Genomic DNA, 17505 nt, shown 5'->3' on the forward strand with positions numbered 1-17505 from the left:
ACACGCCCTCTTCGCGAGCAAGCTCGCTCCCACAGGGATTGGGGTTGATCACAGATTTGTGATCAACCCCATTGGCTTACGCCGCTTCCGGCGCCGGTGCGCGACGCACGTCCGGCTGTTTCCACGAATCGGCTGCGCTTTCTTCGATGGCTTGCTGGATGGCTTTCTTGCGCGCTTCTTCGGCACGGCGGCTGAAGAACCAGACCATGAAGGTCACGATCGATACCGCCAGCAGAATCAGACTGGCCACGGCGTTGATCTCGGGCTTCACGCCCAGACGCACCGCCGAGAACACTTCCATCGGCAGGGTCGTCGAACCCGGGCCGGAAACGAAGCTTGCCAGTACCAGGTCATCCAGCGACAACGCGAACGACATCATGCCGCCCGCTGCCAGCGATGGCGCGATCATCGGGATGGTGATCAGGAAGAACACCTTCCATGGCCGCGCACCGAGGTCCATCGCCGCTTCTTCGATCGACAGATCGAGCTCACGCAGACGCGCCGACACCACCACCGCCACATACGCCGCACAGAACGTCGTGTGAGCGATCCAGATGGTGACGATGCCACGTTCCTGCGGCCAGCCGATCATCTGCGCCATGGCCACGAACAGCAGCAACAGCGACAGACCGGTAATCACTTCCGGCATCACCAACGGCGCCGTCACCAGACCGCCGAACAGCGTGCGGCCCTTGAAGCGGGTGATGCGCGTCAGCACGAACGCTGCGAGCGTGCCCAGCGCCACTGCCGCAACGGCGGTGTAGCAGGCGATTTCCAGCGAGCGCAACACCGAGCCCATCAGTTGCGTGTTGTCGAGCAGGCCGACGTACCACTTGATCGACCAGCCGCCCCACACCGTCACCAGCTTAGAGGCGTTGAACGAATAGATCACCAGGATCAGCATCGGCAGGTAGATGAACAACAAACCGATGACCAGCATCAGGCTGGAGAAACGGAAGCGCTTCATTCTTTGCCCTCCATCTCTTTGGCCTGACTGCGGTTGAACAGGATGATCGGCACAATCAGGATCGCCAGCATCACCACCGCCAGCGCGGACGCCACCGGCCAGTCACGGTTGTTGAAGAACTCTTGCCAGAGCACTTTACCGATCATCAGGGTTTCCGGACCGCCGAGCAGTTCCGGGATCACGAACTCACCGACCACCGGGATGAACACCAGCATGCAGCCGGCAATAATGCCGTTCTTGGACAGCGGAATGGTGATTTTCCAGAAGCTGTTGAAGGTGCTCGAACCGAGGTCGGAGGCTGCTTCGAGCAAGCTTTGATCGTGCTTCACCAGGTTGGCGTACAGTGGCAGGATCATGAACGGCAGGTACGAATAGACAACACCGATGTACACCGCCAGGTTGGTGTTGAGGATCTGCAAAGGCTCATCGATGAAACCCATGCTCATCAGGAAACCGTTGAGCAGACCGTTATTGCTGAGAATGCCCATCCACGCGTAAACGCGGATCAGGATCGCGGTCCAGGTCGGCATCATGATCAGCAGCACCAGCACCGTTTGCATCTCTTTACGGGCGGTGGCGATGGCGTAGGCCATCGGGTAGCCGATCACCAGACAAAGAATGGTGCTGATCAGCGCCATCTTCAACGAGCCGAGGTAGGCGGCGATGTACAACTCGTCGCCGGCCAGCATCGAGTAGTTGCCCAGATTCAGCAGCAGTTGCAGCTTCTGCTCGGCGTACGTGTAGATCTCGGTGTACGGCGGGATGGCCACGTCGGCTTCAGCGAAGCTTATCTTCAAAACGATGAAGAACGGCAGCATGAAGAACAGAAACAGCCAGATGAACGGAACCCCGATGACCAACTGCCGGCCATTGGGGATTATTCGGTTGATGCGGCGTTTGAATTTGCGCATGTTCATGAACGAAGTACCACGCCGCTGTCGTCTTCCCACCACACGTAGACCTGATCGCCCCAGGTCGGACGTGCGCCACGTCGCTCGGCGTTGGCGACGAATGACTGCACCAGTTTGCCGCTCGGCAGTTCAACGTAGAACACCGAGTGACCGCCGAGGTAGGCGATGTCATGCACCTTGCCGCTCGACCAGTTGTACTCGCAGGTTGGTTGATCGGCGGTGACCAGCAGCTTCTCCGGACGAATTGCGTAGGTGACCGACTTGTCCTGCACCGAGGTGCTGATGCCGTGGCCAACGTAGATCTGCCGGTCGAGATCCTTGCAGGTGATGGTCGCGTGGCCTTCGGCGTCGTCGATCACTTCGCCTTCGAAGATGTTGACGTTGCCGATGAATTCACAGACCAGACGGCTGGTCGGGGTTTCGTAGATGTCGATCGGGCTGCCGATCTGGGCGATCCAGCCCAGGTGCATGATCGCGATGCGCTCGGCCATGGTCATGGCCTCTTCCTGGTCGTGCGTCACCATTACGCAGGTCACACCCACGCGCTCGATGATTTCGACCAGCTCCAGCTGCATTTGCGAACGCAGTTTTTTATCCAGTGCACCCATCGGTTCGTCGAGCAGCAACAGCTTCGGCCGCTTGGCCAGCGAACGCGCCAGTGCCACACGCTGACGCTGACCGCCAGACAGTTGATGCGGCTTGCGCTTGGCGTACTGGCTCATCTGCACCAGCTTGAGCATCTCGGCCACGCGGGCGTCGACTTCAGCCGCCGGAATCTTGTCCTGCTTGAGGCCGAAGGCAATGTTCTGCGCCACGGTCATGTGCGGGAACAAGGCGTACGACTGGAACATCATGTTGATCGGTCGCTCGTACGGCGGCATGTCGGTGATGTCGACGCCGTCGAGGAAAATGCGCCCCTCCGTGGGCCGTTCGAACCCTGCCAGCATCCGCAGCAGAGTGGATTTGCCCGATCCCGAACCGCCGAGCAGGGCGAAGATCTCGCCCTTCTTGATTTCCAGGGACACATCGTCCACGGCAATCGTCTCGTCGAACTTCTTCGTGACCCGGTCGATTTTGACCAACACCTGTTTCGGTGTCTGGTCGCCCTCGAGGGCTTTCTTATAGGCGCCGGAGGCAACTGCCATTTACGAAACTCCCAGAAAAAAACAATGCAGTCCGCCCCGCAAGGCGAACCCAGGATAGTGTGTGCCTTACATCCCCGACTTGACCTTGGTCCAGCTGCGGGTCATCAGGCGCTGAATGTTCGGTGGCAACTCGGTCGATACGTAGGCCTTGTCGATAACGGCCTGCGGTGGATACACCGACGCATCGGTACGGATGGATTGTTCCATCAGCTTGTCCGACCCCGGGTTCGGGTTGGCGTAACCGACGTAATCACTGACCTGAGCGATCACCTCAGGTTTCAACAGATAGTTGATGAAGGCATGGGCCTGCTTCACGTTCGACGAATCCTTGGGGATTGCCAGCATGTCGAACCACAAGGCGCCGCCCTCTTTCGGTACCGCGTAGGCGATGTTCACGCCTTTCTTGGCTTCGGCTGCGCGGTTCTTCGCCTGGAAGATATCGCCGGAGAAACCAATGGCCACGCAGATGTCGCCGTTGGCCAGGTCGCCGATGTATTTCGAGGAATGGAAGTAGGTCACGTAAGGGCGCACCGCGAGCAACTTGTCGGTGGCCTTTTCGTAGTCCTTGGGATTGGTGCTGTTGGCATTCAGGCCCAGATAGTTGAGCACGGTCGGCATCATTTCATCCGCCGAATCGAGGAACGCCACGCCGCAGCTTTGCAGCTTCTTGATGTTCTCTGGTTCGAACAGCACGCCCCACGAATCGATCTTGTCGACACCCAGAACGGCCTTCACTTTATCGACGTTGTAACCGATGCCGTTGGTGCCCCACAGATACGGCACGGCGTACAGGTTGCCCGGATCGTTCTGCTCCAGACGCTTGAGCAGCGCCGGGTCGAGGTTGGCATAGTTCGGCAGCTGCGACTTGTCGAGCTTCTGGAACGCGCCGGCCTTGATCTGCTTGCCGAGGAAGTGGTTTGACGGCACGACCACGTCGTAGCCGGTACGCCCGGCCAGCAGCTTGCCTTCCAGGGTTTCGTTGGAATCGAAGACGTCGTAGACCGGTTTGATTCCGGTGGCTTTCTGGAAGTCGGCCAGGGTGGTCTCGCCGATGTAATCGGACCAGTTATAAATATGCACCGTACCGGCGGCCTGGGCTCCGACAGCAATCGTCAGGCCGGCAGTGGCCAGCAGGGCTTTGCGCAAAGAAGAAAAAATAGGCAAGTGGAGGTCCTCTAAATTAGTTGGGCCCAAGTTGCCCCGCGCTGCATGACAGCCATGGCTGCCCGGCAACAAAACCGGCGCGCAACTTACCCTCGAAAAACCGTTCCAGCAAAACTTTCTGTCATTTAATTAATCCGCTGGCCGCCCGCGCGGAGCATGACGGCCAACGGTTGTTGCTTCAAACCGGCTTATTTACCCGATTTGATCTTGGTCCAGCTGCGGGTCAGGATGCGCTGGGTCGCGGCCGGCAAGTCGGCAATCGCGTACAGCTTGGCCAGCACGTCAGCCGGTGGATAGACGCCCGGGTCGCTGGTGATGTCTTTATCAACCAGTGGCGTGGCAGCGGCGTTACCGTTCGGGAAGCGCACGGCATTGGTGATTTCAGCCATGATTTCCGGCTTCTGCAGGAAGGTCATGAACTTGTAGGCGCCTTCGACGTTTTCGGCATCTTTAGGGATGGCGACCATGTCGTAGAAGCTGCCAGCACCTTCTTTGGGAATGTTGTAGCTGACTTTCACCTTGTCACCGGCTTCAGCCGCGCGGGACTTGGCCTGGTAGATGTCACCCGAGTAGCCGACCGCTACGCAGATGTTGCCGTTGGCCAGGTCGGAGATGTATTTGGACGAGTGGAAGTAGGCGATCGAAGGACGCACCTTCATGATCAGCGCTTCAGCCTTGTCGATGTCTTCTTTCTTCTGGCTGTCGGTTGGCAGGCCCAGGTAATGCAGCGCCACCGGGATCATCTCGGTTGGCGAGTCGAGCAGGCTGATGCCGCAGGATTTCAGCTTGGCCGCGTTTTCCGGCTTGAAGATCAGATCCCACGAATCGACCGGCGCGTCGGCGCCCAGTGCAGCCTTGACCTTCTCGGCGTTGAAGCCGATGCCGATCGAGCCCCACATGTACGGGAAAGCGTGCTCGTTGCCCGGGTCGCTGACCGACACGGCTTTGAGCAAATCAGTGTTGAGGTTCTTCCAGTTAGGCAGCTTGGACTTATCCAGCTTCTGGTAGACACCGGCCTTGATCTGCTTGGCGAGGAAGTTGTTCGAAGGCACGACGATGTCGTAGCCGGACTTGCCTGCGAGCAGTTTGGCTTCGAGGGTTTCGTTGCTGTCGAAGACGTCGTAGACGACTTTGATGCCCGACTCGTCTTCAAACTTCTTGATGGTGTCCGGGGCGATGTAGTCGGACCAGTTGTAGACGTGCAACACCTTGTCGTCCGCCTGAGCCGCAGCCGCCATGACTCCCATCAGGGACATGGCGAGCAGAGTCTTGCCAGCGAGCTTTTTGCCTAATGCCTTCATGCGTTAATGCTCCAAATTTTTCTTTTTTGAACCACTTTGTTCAGCGGCCGAACCCGGACAACTGGAACCGCGGCTAGTCTGGCAAGATCCGAGGCGGTCTTTCAAGAAAAGACCAGCCTTTCTGACAGCTTTGAGCGAGCGCGCCGCGGCTCCCCCGCTCAAAGCCTAGCACTTAGCCCTGCAACGCACTGAGGGTCAGGTCCAGGCATTTACGTGCCTTTGTCACCAGCTCATCGATCTCCGCTTTGCTGATCACCAGCGGCGGCGCGATGATCATGGTGTCGCCCACAGCGCGCATGATCAGGCCGTTGTCGAAGCAGAACTGGCGGCAGATCATGCCGACACCCTTGCCTTCGTAACGCTTGCGAGTGGCCTTGTCCTGCACCAGCTCGATCGCGCCCAACAGACCGACACCGCGAACTTCACCCACCAACGGGTGATCGTTCAGTTCCCGCAGACGTTTCTGCAAATACGGTGCCGTTTCGTTGTGCGCGTTCTCGATAATTTTTTCATCGCGCAGGATGCGGATGTTTTCCAGGCCCACTGCGGCTGCCACCGGGTGACCGGAGTAGGTGAAGCCGTGGTTGAAATCGCCGCCTTCGTTGAGCACCGCTACCACCGAGTCGCGGACGATCAAGCCACCCATCGGGATGTAGCCGGAGGTCAGGCCTTTGGCGATGGTCATCATGTCGGGTTTGAGGTCGTAGAAATCGCTACCGAACCACTCACCGGTACGGCCGAAACCGCAGATCACTTCGTCGGCGACGAAGAGGATGTCGTACTTGGCGAGGATTTCCTTGATGCGCGGCCAGTAGCTGTCGGGGGGAATGATCACGCCGCCGGCGCCCTGAATCGGCTCGGCAATAAAGGCACCGACGTTGTCGACGCCAACTTCGAGAATCTTCTCTTCCAGCTGATTGGCCGCCCAGATGCCGAACTCTTCCGGGGACATGTCGCCACCTTCAGCGAACCAGTACGGCTGCGCGATGTGCACGATGCCCGGGATCGGCAAGTCGCCTTGTTCATGCATATACGTCATGCCACCGAGGCTCGCGCCGGCCACGGTCGAACCGTGGTAACCGTTCTTGCGGCTGATGATGACTTTCTTGTTCGGCTGGCCCTTGATCGCCCAGTAGTGGCGAACCATGCGCAGCATGGTGTCGTTGCCTTCGGAGCCGGAACCGGTGAAGAACACGTGGTTCATGCCTTCCGGCGCCACGTCGGCAATCGCCTTGGCCAGTTCCAGTGCCGGCGGGTGCGCGGTCTGGAAGAACAGGTTGTAGTACGGCAGTTCGCGCATCTGTTTGGCGGCCGCGTCGGCCAGCTCATCGCGACCGTAACCGATGGCCACGCACCACAGACCGGCCATGCCGTCGAGGATCTTGTTGCCTTCACTGTCCCACAGGTAAACGCCCTTGGCGTTGGTGATGATCCGCGGGCCTTTCTCTTTCAGTTGCTTGAAGTCGCTGAACGGGGCCAGGTGGTGATCATTGCTGAGTGCTTGCCACTCGCGGGTTTGCGGGTTGTTGCTGGTCATGCCAATTCTCCTTGTTATCGGTGAAGGCGCGGCGTTTTCAGGGCCGCGCCTGGCGTATCAGACGGCGAAGAGCAGGTATTCACGCTCCCAGGAACTGATCACGCGCTTGAAGTTTTCATGCTCGGCCCGTTTTACCGCGACGTAGCCAGTGATGAAGGTTTTGCCCAGGTACTTCTCGATGGTGGCGCTGTTTTCCATGCGTTCCAGCGCGTCTTCGATGGTCAACGGCAGGCGCAGGTTGCGGCGTTCATAACCACGGCCCACCACTGGCGCGCTCGGGTTGAGGCCTTCGACCATGCCGATGTAACCGCAGAGCAGGCTCGCGGCAATCGCCAGGTACGGGTTGGCGTCAGCGCCCGGCAGGCGGTTTTCCACGCGACGGTTCTGCGGGCCGGCATCCGGAACGCGCAGGCCGACGGTACGGTTTTCTTCGCCCCACTCGACGTTCACCGGTGCCGAGGTGTCCGGCAGGAAGCGGCGGAACGAGTTGACGTTCGGTGCGAACAGCGGCAGCAATTCAGGAATCAGTTTCTGCAGACCACCGATGTGGTGCAGGAACAATTGGCTCATTGTCCCGTCTTCATTAGAGAAGACGTTCTTGCCTGTCTCGATGTCGATGATGCTCTGGTGCAAGTGCATCGCGCTGCCAGGCTCGCCGGTCATCGGTTTGGCCATAAAGGTCGCGGCCACGTCGTGCTTGAGCGCGGCTTCGCGCATGGTGCGTTTGAACACCAAGATCTGGTCGGCCAGCGACAGTGCGTCGCCGTGACGGAAGTTGATTTCCATCTGCGCCGTGCCGTCTTCGTGGATCAGCGTATCGAGGTCCAGCTCCTGCAGTTCGCACCAGTCGTAGACGTCTTCGAACAGCGGGTCGAATTCGTTCGCCGCTTCAATGGAGAACGACTGACGACCGATTTCCGGACGGCCCGAGCGGCCGATCGGCGGCTGCAACGGATAGTCAGGGTCGTCGCTGCGCTTGGTCAGGTAGAACTCCATTTCCGGCGCCACGATCGGCTGCCAGCCTTTGTCGGCATAGAGTTTGAGGACTTTCTTGAGGACGTTGCGCGGCGACAGCTCGATCGGATTGCCTTGCTTGTCGTAGGTGTCGTGAATCACCTGCGCGGTCGGCTCGATGGCCCACGGCACCAGGTACACGGCGTTCTGGTCGGGGCGGCAGATCATGTCGATGTCGGCCGGGTCGAGCAGTTCGTAATAGATGTCGTCTTCGACGTAATCGCCGGTCACGGTCTGCAACAGCACGCTTTCCGGCAGGCGCATGCCTTTTTCGGCGATGAACTTGTTGGTCGGCGAAATCTTGCCCCGGGTGATCCCGGTCAAGTCGGCGATCATGCATTCGACTTCTGTGATCTTGTGGTCTTTCAACCAATCGGTGAGCTGGTCGAGGTTGTTACTCATAAATGCCTCTGGGCTGAGTCTCCTGACGTGATGTCAGGCAAAGTTTGACGCTTGGAGCGTCGCGTTAAAGGGGGCTTGCTCGCGCAGTACCGGCTTATGCCTGGCACCGCGCATAGACAATGAAAGAGGAGCTTACCTGCCCTTTACGCTGGCGTTGCATTTCCTGTGCACAGTCCAGGCGTGCAGAATCATGAGCACGGCTTGAGAAGCGGCACAGGCTTTGAGGGTGAAAGCGATCTATATTGGAAGGGGACGCCATAAACAGGATGCTTTCCCGTACGTCCAGAATATCGGACGCTGACGCTTGAACGGTCATGGACAGGAACATCGTCGGCAAGCGGCAAGCCATGCTGGCTGCGCTACGGACGGATTTGTCGCCACTGATGTGATGAGCATGCAGACCGGACTGTTGCGAGCAGTCGGTGATGCCGATTAACGGCAGGCGAGACATGAAGCACCCCGGTATTATTGCTGTTATGGGTTTGATCGGAGCTTAGCCTTGTTCATTTTTTTACACAACACCCCCGTAAAAAATACAACACGGCCTGCTCAAGCCCGCGGGTGCACAGTCTTCCAAGGACAAAAAAACGCCCGAAAGTGCCCCATAAATGCCCTCACAGCGCTTTTTTAGGGCAAAAAAGGCCTCGCTTGACTTCGGCAGGCCGTTCGGGTTGACTGAAACCAGAAAAGATCAATGATTGATATTTTTAACAACAAAGGTGTTGCATCATGTCGGTACCCCCGCGTGCCGTTCAGCTTAACGAAGCGAACGCGTTCCTTAAGGAACATCCTGAGGTTCTGTACGTTGACCTTCTGATTGCGGATATGAATGGTGTGGTGCGCGGCAAGCGCATTGAACGCACCAGCCTCCACAAGGTTTACGAGAAAGGCATCAACCTGCCGGCCTCTCTATTTGCTCTGGATATCAATGGCTCTACGGTGGAAAGCACCGGCCTGGGCCTGGACATCGGCGACGCCGATCGTATCTGCTATCCAATCCCCGATACCCTGTGCAACGAGCCATGGCAGAAGCGCCCGACCGCGCAACTGTTGATGACCATGCACGAGCTCGAAGGCGACCCATTCTTCGCCGATCCACGCGAGGTGCTCCGTCAAGTTGTTGCAAAGTTTGACGAGCTGGGCCTGACCATCTGCGCCGCATTCGAACTCGAGTTTTACCTGATCGACCAGGAAAACGTGAACGGCCGTCCTCAGCCGCCACGCTCGCCGATCTCTGGCAAACGCCCGCACTCGACTCAGGTTTACCTGATCGACGACCTCGACGAATACGTCGACTGCCTCCAGGACATTCTGGAAGGTGCCAAAGAGCAAGGCATCCCTGCTGACGCGATCGTCAAGGAAAGTGCCCCGGCGCAGTTCGAAGTGAACCTGCACCACGTCGCTGACCCGATCAAGGCGTGCGACTACGCGGTACTGCTCAAGCGTCTGATCAAGAACATCGCCTACGACCATGAAATGGACACCACCTTCATGGCCAAGCCGTACCCGGGCCAGGCTGGTAATGGTCTGCACGTACACATTTCGATTCTGGATAAAGAAGGCAAAAACATTTTTGCCAGCGAGGATCCCGAGCAGAACGCCGCGCTGCGTCACGCGATCGGCGGTGTGCTCGAGACCCTGCCCGCGCAGATGGCTTTCCTCTGCCCGAACGTCAACTCCTACCGTCGTTTCGGCGCACAGTTCTACGTGCCGAACTCGCCGTGCTGGGGCCTGGACAACCGCACCGTGGCGATTCGCGTACCGACCGGCTCGTCCGATGCCGTGCGTATCGAACACCGCGTTGCCGGTGCCGATGCCAACCCGTATCTGTTGATGGCTTCGGTACTGGCCGGCGTGCACCACGGTCTGACCAACAAGATCGAGCCGGGCGCGCCAGTCGAAGGCAACAGCTACGAGCAGAACGAGCAAAGCCTGCCGAACAACTTGCGCGATGCCCTGCGCGAGCTGGACGACAGCGAGGTGATGGCCAAGTACATCGATCCGAAGTACATCGATATCTTCGTCGCCTGCAAGGAAAGTGAGCTGGAGGAGTTCGAACACTCCATCTCCGACCTTGAGTACAACTGGTATCTGCATACCGTTTAAGCGGTTGTAGCTTCAGGAAAAACGCCGTTGGCTGATTCAGCCAACGGCGTTTTTTTATGGCCAGACTCAGATCCCTAGGGTGTGAATGGCCGCCTGCGGCGGTTCGCGAGCAGGCTCGCTCCCACAGTTAATCTCCAGTGAACATGAATGCTGCGTCCACAGAGCCTCCCTGTGGGAGCGAGCCGGCTCCGGGCGGCGTTCCGACGAAGGCGTACCGGCAGACAACACCGAGGCTGGCTCGTACAATGCCCGCTGCCCCGCAGGAGAGTTCCATGACGCGACCCGCCCCCGTCCGCAAACCCCGTGCCCGCAGCCAGGCGCGCATCGACTCGATACTCGACGCCGCGCGCACATTGCTGGCGGCCGAGGGTGTGGCGAGTCTGTCGATCTACAGCGTCGCCGAGCGCGCGCAGATTCCGCCCTCCTCCGTGTACCACTTTTTCGCCAGCGTCCCGGCATTGCTCGAAGCACTGACGGCGGATGTACACGCCGCGTTCCGTGCCTGCCTGCAAGCGTCGATCGACCATGAGGCGCTGCGTGACTGGCGCGACCTGTCGCGGTTGGTCGAACAACGGATGCTGGAGATCTACGACGAAGACGCCGCCGCACGGCAGTTGATCCTCGCGCAGCATGGTCTGACCGAAGTGACTCAGGCTGACCGTCAGCACGACATAGAACTGGGCGACCTGATGCACAAGCTGTTCGATCATCACTTCGAATTGCCGAGGCTGCCGGAAGATGTCGATGTGTTTGCCCTGGCGATGGAGCTGGGTGACCGGGTGTATGCGCGCTCGGTGCAGCAGCATGGGCAGATCACGCCGCGCATGGCCGAGGAAGGGATGCGCGTGTTTGATGCTTATATCGGCCTGTATCTGCCGCCGTATCTACCCAAGAGATCATTGGTGATCTGACTGGCCTCATCGCTGGCAAGCCAGCTCCCACAAGGGTTTTGTGACCGACAAATAACCCTGTGGGAGCTGGCTTGCCAGCGATGGCCGCGCCGCCGATTTCAATCCAGGCACAAAAAAACCCCGAAGGGCTCACGCCCTCCGGGGTTGTTTTTTACTCACTGGCTTACAACTTGGCGATCGACACCTCGGTGGATTTCACAAAGGCAATCACTTCGCTGCCCACGACCAGTTCCAGCTCTTTGACCGAGCGGGTGGTGATCACCGAAGTAACGATGCCAGAAGCGGTCTGCACGTCGATTTCCGACAGCACGTCACCGAGGACGATTTCCTTGATCGAGCCTTTGAACTGGTTACGGACGTTGATGGCTTTGATAGTCATGATATGTCTCCTGAGGTCGAAATAAGCGGCAAGTGGCAAGCTTCAAGCGGCAAGCAAAAGCACAGCGCTTCTACTTGTAGCTTGCAGCTTGAAGCTCGCAGCTGCTTCATTGCGCCCAACGCAGTTGCGTAGGCAGTGGTGAAACAGGTTCCGGCTCCGGCGGTTCGCCGGGCAGGGAGAGAACACGGTTAAGCACTTCGGTTTCCAGCGCTGCCAGCCTGTGCGAACCACGCACTCGCGGCCGCGCCAGTTCGACATGCAGATCGAGGCCGACTTCGCCGTCCTCGATCAGAATCACCCGGTCGGCAATCGCTACCGCTTCGCTGACGTCGTGGGTCACCAGCAGCACGGTGAAGCCGTGTTGCTGCCAGAGACGCTCGATCAATTGCTGCATTTCAATGCGGGTCAGCGCATCCAGCGCGCCGAGCGGTTCGTCGAGCAACAGCAGACGCGGTTGATGGATCAGAGCGCGGGCTAGTGCAACCCGCTGCTTCTGCCCACCGGACAACGCCGCCGGCCACTCATTGGCGCGATCCGCCAGACCCACCGCATCCAGTGCTTCGAGAGCTTTCGGCCGCCAGTTGCCTTTAAGGCCCAAGCCAACGTTGTCGATGATCTTTTTCCACGGCAGCAGCCGCGCTTCTTGGAACATCAATCGGGTGTCTTCCCGCGCATCGCTGAGCGGCGCGGCACCGGCCAGCAAGTCGCCGCCAGTCGGCTGATCAAGCCCGGCGAGCAAGCGCAGCAAAGTACTTTTGCCGCAGCCACTGCGCCCGACCACAGCGACGAATTGCCCCGCTGGAATATGCAGATCGATGTCACGCAGCACCTGCCGCGCGCCGAAGGTTTTCTGCAGGTTGCGCACCGCCAGCGGGATCCCGCGCAGCAGGCGTGGAGGTTGTTGAGCAGTCATGCCCCACCTCCTTTGGCAACCTGATAAGCCGGGTGCCAGCGCAACCAGACACGCTCAAGTCCACGCGCCGCGAGGTCGGCGAGTTTGCCGAGTACCGCGTAAAGCAGGATCGCCAGCACCACCACGTCGGTCTGCAAGAACTCACGGGCGTTCATCGCCAGATAGCCGATGCCCGAGCTGGCCGAGATGGTTTCGGCAACGATTAGCGTCAGCCACATAAAGCCCAGGGCGAAACGCACGCCGACCAGAATCGAAGGCAACGCGCCCGGCAGAATCACCTGCCAGAACAGGCTGAAACCGCTCAAGCCGTAACTGCGCGCCATCTCCACCAGCGCCGGATCGACGTTGCGGATGCCGTGATAGGTGTTGAGGTAAATCGGAAACAACGTACCCAGCGCCACCAGAAAAATCTTCGCCGACTCATCGATTCCGAACCAGAGGATCACCAGCGGAATCAGCGCCAGGTGCGGCACGTTGCGGATCATCTGCACCGAGCTGTCGAGCAGGCGTTCGCCCCACTTCGACAGGCCGGTGATGAAACCCAGCACCAGACCGATGCTGCCGCCAATGGTGAAACCGAGTGCCGCGCGCCAGCCGCTGATCGCCAGATGCGTCCAGATTTCGCCGCTGCGCACCAGGCTCACGCCGGCTTCGATCACCGCCACCGGTGCCGGCAGAATCCGTGTCGACAACCAACCCGCCGACACCGACAGCTGCCACACCGCCAGCAGCAACACCGGCAACGCCCAGGGCGCGAGGCTGTGGATGATTTTCTTCATGGCGCGCCTCAGCTCTGCGACGCGGCTTTGGGAAGAATGTCGTTGGCGACCATCTCGCCGAACGGGCTGACATAACCGGCGCTTTTCGGCAGTTCCGGGCGCTCGATGTCGAGGTGCGGGAACAGCAGTTCGGCGACGCGATACGACTCTTCAAGGTGTGGATAACCAGAGAAGATGAACGTGTCGATGCCCAGATCCGCGTATTCCTTAACCCGTGCGGCCACGGTCGGGCCATCGCCGACCAGCGCCGTACCGGCACCGCCGCGCACCAGACCGACGCCGGCCCACAGGTTCGGGCTGACTTCGAGGTTGTCGCGGCTGCCGCCATGCAGTGCGGCCATGCGTTGCTGGCCGACCGAATCGAAACGCGCCAGCGAAGCCTGAGCGCGAGCGATGGTGTCGTCATCCAGATGCGAGATCAAACGATCCGCCGCTTGCCACGCTTCAGCGTTGGTTTCACGGACGATAACGTGCAGTCGAATACCGAAGCGTACGGTGCGGCCAAGCTTGGCGGCTTTGGCGCGCACCTGGGCAATCTTCTCGGCCACTGCTGCTGGCGGCTCGCCCCAGGTCAGGACCATTTCTACTTGTTCGGCAGCCAAGTCCTGCGCCGCTTCCGACGAGCCACCGAAATACAGCGGCGGACGCGGTTGCTGGATCGGCGGATAGAGCAACTTCGCGCCCTTCACGCTGATGTGCTGACCGTCGTAATCAACGGTTTCGCCTTCCAGCACACGACGCCAGATGCGGGTGAATTCCACCGAAGCCTGATAGCGCTCTTCGTGGCTGAGGAACAGACCGTCGCCAGCCAATTCTTCGGGGTCGCCACCGGTGACCAGATTGAACAGAGCACGACCGCCGGACAGACGATCCAGCGTGGCTGCCTGCCGCGCCGCGACCGTCGGGGAAATGATCCCGGGACGCAGGGCAACGAGAAACTTCAGGCGCTGGGTCACCGGGATCAGCGACGCCGCCACCAGCCACGAATCTTCGCAAGAGCGGCCGGTCGGAATCAGCACGCCGCCGAAACCCAGACGATCCGCCGCTTGCGCGACCTGTTGCAGATAACCGTGGTCGACGGCGCGCGCGCCTTCGGCGGTGCCAAGGTAATGGCCGTCACCGTGGGTGGGCAGGAACCAGAAGATATTGAGGCTCATGGAGTGGTCTCCTTAGGAATTCGAATTACTGCGCTTTAGCCACAGCGGCCGGTGGTGTCCAGATCACGTCCTTGATGCTCAGCGGCTTGGGAATCAGCTTGAGCTGGAAGAACGTGTCAGCGATTTTCTGCTGCGCGGCGACCACTTCCGGGGTCAGGAACAGCGCGCCGTAACCCTGGCGTTTCACCGAGGTCAGGGTGATGTCCGCCGGCAGGCCGAGCAGTGGCGCGACTTGTTGGGTGACGTCTTCAGGGTTGGCTTTCGACCATTCGCCGACTGCGCGAACTTCCTCAACGAGGGTCTTGATCACCTGAGGATTTTTCTCTGCGTATGGCTTGGTCGCGAGATAGAACTGGTGGTTGTCGACGATGCCTTTGCCGTCGCGCAGGGTGTGCGCTTGCAGTTGCTTCTCGGCGGCCGCCTGGTACGGATCCCAGATGACCCAAGCGTCGACGCTGCCACGCTCGAACGCGGCGCGGGCATCGGCCGGCGGCAGGAATACGGTTTGAATGTCGGTGTATTTGAGGCCGGCATCTTCCAGCGCACGCACCAGCAGGTAGTGAACGTTGGAGCCTTTGTTCAGGGCGACTTTCTTGCCCTTGAGATCGGCCACCGATTTGATCGGCGAGTCTTTCGGCACGAGGATCGCTTCGCTGTTCGGCGCAGGTGGTTCGTAGGCGACGTAGAGCAGATCGGCGCCGGCAGCTTGAGCAAACACTGGCGGGGTTTCGCCGGTGACGCCGAAGTCGATCGAGCCGACGTTCAGGCCTTCCAGCAGCTGCGGGCCGCCTGGGAATTCAGTCCATTGCACGTCAACGCCTTGGGCGGCCAGACGTTTCTCCAGCGTGCCCTTGGCTTTGAGCAGCACCAGCGTGCCGTACTTCTGATAACCGATCCGAAGAGTCTCGGCTTGAGCTTGAGTGATGGCGCCGAAGGTGACAGCCGCAGCAAACAGAGCGACCAGACCACGACGCAAAAATACAGTGCGCATAGCGCTCTCCTTTTTGCTGTTGGGTTTTGGCTGCACCTGCTTGCCCGTTAGCGGGCGAGTAAGGCGAGTACTTCAAATTTCGATGAGGCTTAAATGCTCCAGCGAGCACTCAATAAACGTTCGTTCAACAGGCCCGGTTCCAGCGGTTTCGGCCGGCGCGCCATGGCGCCGACAAACTGATCCAGCGCTTCATGCAGACGCTGCTCGAGCGCCGGAGCCAGTTGCGCCGCAGCACTGCCTTCGCCGTAAGCGATCTGGCTGTCCTCGGCGAAAATCCCCTGGAGCATTTCCTGGGCCTTCAATGCCGACAGCACCGGTTTGAGGGCGTAATCGACCACCAGCATGTGGGCGATGCTGCCGCCCGTGGCCATCGGCAAGACAATCTTGTGGTTCAAGGCGCGCTCCGGGAGCAGATCGAGCAGGGTCTTCAACGCGCCGGAAAACGACGCTTTGTAAACCGGTGTGGCGATCAGCAGGCCGTCGGCGTTTTCAATCTGTTGCAGCAGGTCGAGCACCTTCGGGCTGTCGAAGCGGGCGTGGAGCAGGTCTTCAGCGGGAAAGTCGCGCACCTGATAACTCACCACTTCCACGCCTTGCGCCTGCAACCAGCGTTGCGAGCGTTCCAGCAGCACCCCGGAACGGGAGCGCAGGCTGGGACTGCCACCGAGTGAGACGACCAGCATCGAGACAATTCCTTAAGCGTTACAGGCGATTCGCGGGTTGCGATCTCGCTTCGATGGAGTGACCTTACCAGCTGATTTATATATCCATAAATCATATTTATTCATTTGGTTATGCATTTTAGAGATATGCGATTCAGGTTATTCAAGGCGAAAAAAAAGGCCGTCGAAACGGCCTGAAATCCCCTGCTTTGTGGTTCTGAATTCTGTGTTGCCCGGACTGACGCCTTCGCGAGCAGGCTCGCTCCCACATTTGGAATGCGATCACCTGTGGGAGCGAGCCGGCTCCGGGCGGCGTTCCGACGAAAGCGGTGGCGATTACACCGCAAACTTTACTTATTCGGCTGCGGCGTCAGGCGCAGGTACGGCTTCACCGCGCGATAGCCCTTCGGAAAGCGCTGCTTGATCTCGTCCTCGTCCTTCAACGAAGGCACGATCACCACCTCATCACCGTCCTGCCAGTTGGCCGGGGTGGCAACCTTGTAGTTGTCGGTGAGCTGCAGCGAATCGATCACCCGCAGAATCTCGTGAAAATTACGCCCGGTGCTCGCCGGATACGTGATGGTCAGACGAATCTTCTTGTTCGGATCGATCACGAACAGCGAACGCACGGTCAGCGTGTCGTTGGCATTCGGGTGGATCAGGTCATACAGATCCGAGACTTTGCGATCGGCATCGGCGAGGATCGGGAAGTTGACGATGGTGTTCTGGGTTTCGTTGATGTCTTCGATCCACTTGTGGTGCGAATCCACCGGGTCGACCGACAGCGCGATGGCTTTGACGCCGCGTTTGCTGAACTCATCCTTGAGCTTGGCAGTGAAGCCCAGTTCGGTGGTGCACACCGGGGTAAAGTCCGCCGGGTGGGAGAACAGCACGCCCCAGCTATCGCCCAGCCATTCGTGGAAACGAATCTTGCCGGCGCTGGAATCCTGTTCGAAATCGGGGGCGATGTCGCCGAGTCTGAGGCTCATGATGCTGCTCCTGATGAGTTGTTCGAGACCTCAACTGTAGCCCGGGATTTGCCATCGTGAAAAAGAATAAATAACTAGATATCTAGATCATAAGTGAATATTAAACATCTGTTCACTGGACGCTGGCAGGCAACCCGACGAACATCGTTCGCAAGGTTCGAGAAGGCCTTGAGTTGC

17 protein-coding genes are annotated in these 17505 nt (G+C 59.3%); 2 read left to right on the forward strand and 15 right to left on the reverse strand.

All coding sequences use genetic code 11. From position 1 onward, the window contains the following. Positions 1 to 76 precede the first annotated feature (76 nt). The 8 genes from ACZ0A4_RS22600 to ACZ0A4_RS22635 form a co-directional block, all read right to left on the reverse strand. Complete coding sequence (locus ACZ0A4_RS22600; RefSeq protein WP_064116327.1) at positions 77 to 967, reverse strand: ABC transporter permease subunit; 891 nt, start codon at positions 965 to 967, stop codon at positions 77 to 79. Continuing rightward, the gene (locus tag ACZ0A4_RS22605; RefSeq protein WP_174823987.1) at positions 964 to 1845 is read right to left on the reverse strand and encodes an ABC transporter permease subunit; all 882 of its coding nucleotides are present in this window, start codon (positions 1843 to 1845) and stop codon (positions 964 to 966) included. Before ACZ0A4_RS22605 ends, ACZ0A4_RS22600 begins: the two co-directional genes overlap by 4 nt. Before the next feature lie 35 nt (positions 1846 to 1880). Then, positions 1881 to 3023 carry an ABC transporter ATP-binding protein gene (locus ACZ0A4_RS22610; protein WP_007913856.1) on the reverse strand — a complete coding sequence of 381 codons (1143 nt, stop codon included), beginning with the start codon at positions 3021 to 3023 and terminating at the stop codon, positions 1881 to 1883. A 66-nt stretch (positions 3024 to 3089) separates the two neighbouring features. After that, entirely contained in the window at positions 3090 to 4187 is a 1098-nt protein-coding gene (locus ACZ0A4_RS22615; protein ID WP_463576431.1) for a polyamine ABC transporter substrate-binding protein, read from the reverse strand. A 188-nt stretch (positions 4188 to 4375) separates the two neighbouring features. Beyond that, complete coding sequence (locus ACZ0A4_RS22620; protein ID WP_463576432.1) at positions 4376 to 5488, reverse strand: polyamine ABC transporter substrate-binding protein; 1113 nt, start codon at positions 5486 to 5488, stop codon at positions 4376 to 4378. Positions 5489 to 5660: 172 nt separating this feature from the next. After that, positions 5661 to 7025, reverse strand: coding sequence for an aspartate aminotransferase family protein (locus ACZ0A4_RS22625; protein ID WP_034151967.1), 1365 nt, complete (start codon positions 7023 to 7025; stop codon positions 5661 to 5663). Positions 7026 to 7082: 57 nt separating this feature from the next. Next, on the reverse strand, positions 7083 to 8441 hold the full coding sequence (locus ACZ0A4_RS22630) for a glutamine synthetase family protein (RefSeq protein ID WP_034151968.1): 1359 nt from the start codon (positions 8439 to 8441) through the stop codon (positions 7083 to 7085). 94 nt (positions 8442 to 8535) lie between these two features. Next, a complete protein-coding gene (locus ACZ0A4_RS22635; RefSeq protein ID WP_463576433.1) occupies positions 8536 to 8892 on the reverse strand; it encodes a gamma-glutamyl-gamma-aminobutyrate hydrolase family protein in 357 nt (118 codons plus the stop codon). A 278-nt stretch (positions 8893 to 9170) separates the two neighbouring features. Here ACZ0A4_RS22635 and ACZ0A4_RS22640 point away from each other — a divergent pair, with 278 nt between their 5' ends. Both ACZ0A4_RS22640 and ACZ0A4_RS22645 read left to right on the forward strand, forming a co-directional pair. Continuing rightward, entirely contained in the window at positions 9171 to 10547 is a 1377-nt protein-coding gene (locus ACZ0A4_RS22640) for a glutamine synthetase family protein (protein WP_007913842.1), read from the forward strand. Between the two features lie 272 nt (positions 10548 to 10819). Beyond that, a complete protein-coding gene (locus ACZ0A4_RS22645; RefSeq protein ID WP_463576434.1) occupies positions 10820 to 11458 on the forward strand; it encodes a TetR/AcrR family transcriptional regulator in 639 nt (212 codons plus the stop codon). A gap of 163 nt (positions 11459 to 11621) precedes the next feature. Here the strand turns inward: ACZ0A4_RS22645 and ACZ0A4_RS22650 are convergent, their stop codons facing one another. The 7 genes from ACZ0A4_RS22650 to ACZ0A4_RS22680 all read right to left on the reverse strand — a co-directional run bounded on the left by ACZ0A4_RS22650 (position 11622) and on the right by ACZ0A4_RS22680 (position 17328). After that, a complete protein-coding gene (locus ACZ0A4_RS22650) occupies positions 11622 to 11837 on the reverse strand; it encodes a TOBE domain-containing protein (protein WP_003229256.1) in 216 nt (71 codons plus the stop codon). A 106-nt stretch (positions 11838 to 11943) separates the two neighbouring features. Further along, entirely contained in the window at positions 11944 to 12750 is an 807-nt protein-coding gene (gene ssuB, locus ACZ0A4_RS22655; protein ID WP_463576435.1) for an aliphatic sulfonates ABC transporter ATP-binding protein, read from the reverse strand. Next, positions 12747 to 13529: an aliphatic sulfonate ABC transporter permease SsuC gene (ssuC, locus tag ACZ0A4_RS22660; protein WP_463576436.1), complete on the reverse strand. Its 783-nt coding sequence runs from the start codon at positions 13527 to 13529 to the stop codon at positions 12747 to 12749. The genes ssuB and ssuC overlap by 4 nt, the downstream gene beginning before the upstream one ends. An 8-nt stretch (positions 13530 to 13537) precedes the next feature. After that, entirely contained in the window at positions 13538 to 14686 is a 1149-nt protein-coding gene (gene ssuD / locus ACZ0A4_RS22665; protein WP_018928626.1) for an FMNH2-dependent alkanesulfonate monooxygenase, read from the reverse strand. A gap of 25 nt (positions 14687 to 14711) precedes the next feature. Then, the gene (locus ACZ0A4_RS22670) at positions 14712 to 15677 is read right to left on the reverse strand and encodes a sulfonate ABC transporter substrate-binding protein (protein ID WP_034151972.1); all 966 of its coding nucleotides are present in this window, start codon (positions 15675 to 15677) and stop codon (positions 14712 to 14714) included. Positions 15678 to 15766: 89 nt separating this feature from the next. Further along, the gene (gene ssuE, locus ACZ0A4_RS22675) at positions 15767 to 16360 is read right to left on the reverse strand and encodes an NADPH-dependent FMN reductase (RefSeq protein WP_007913832.1); all 594 of its coding nucleotides are present in this window, start codon (positions 16358 to 16360) and stop codon (positions 15767 to 15769) included. A 329-nt stretch (positions 16361 to 16689) separates the two neighbouring features. Then, positions 16690 to 17328, reverse strand: a complete 639-nt coding sequence (locus ACZ0A4_RS22680) for a peroxiredoxin (RefSeq protein ID WP_402810953.1) — start codon at positions 17326 to 17328, stop codon at positions 16690 to 16692. Between the last annotated feature and the right edge of the window lie 177 nt (positions 17329 to 17505).

Source organism: Pseudomonas sp. AC172 (genome assembly GCF_979258595.1).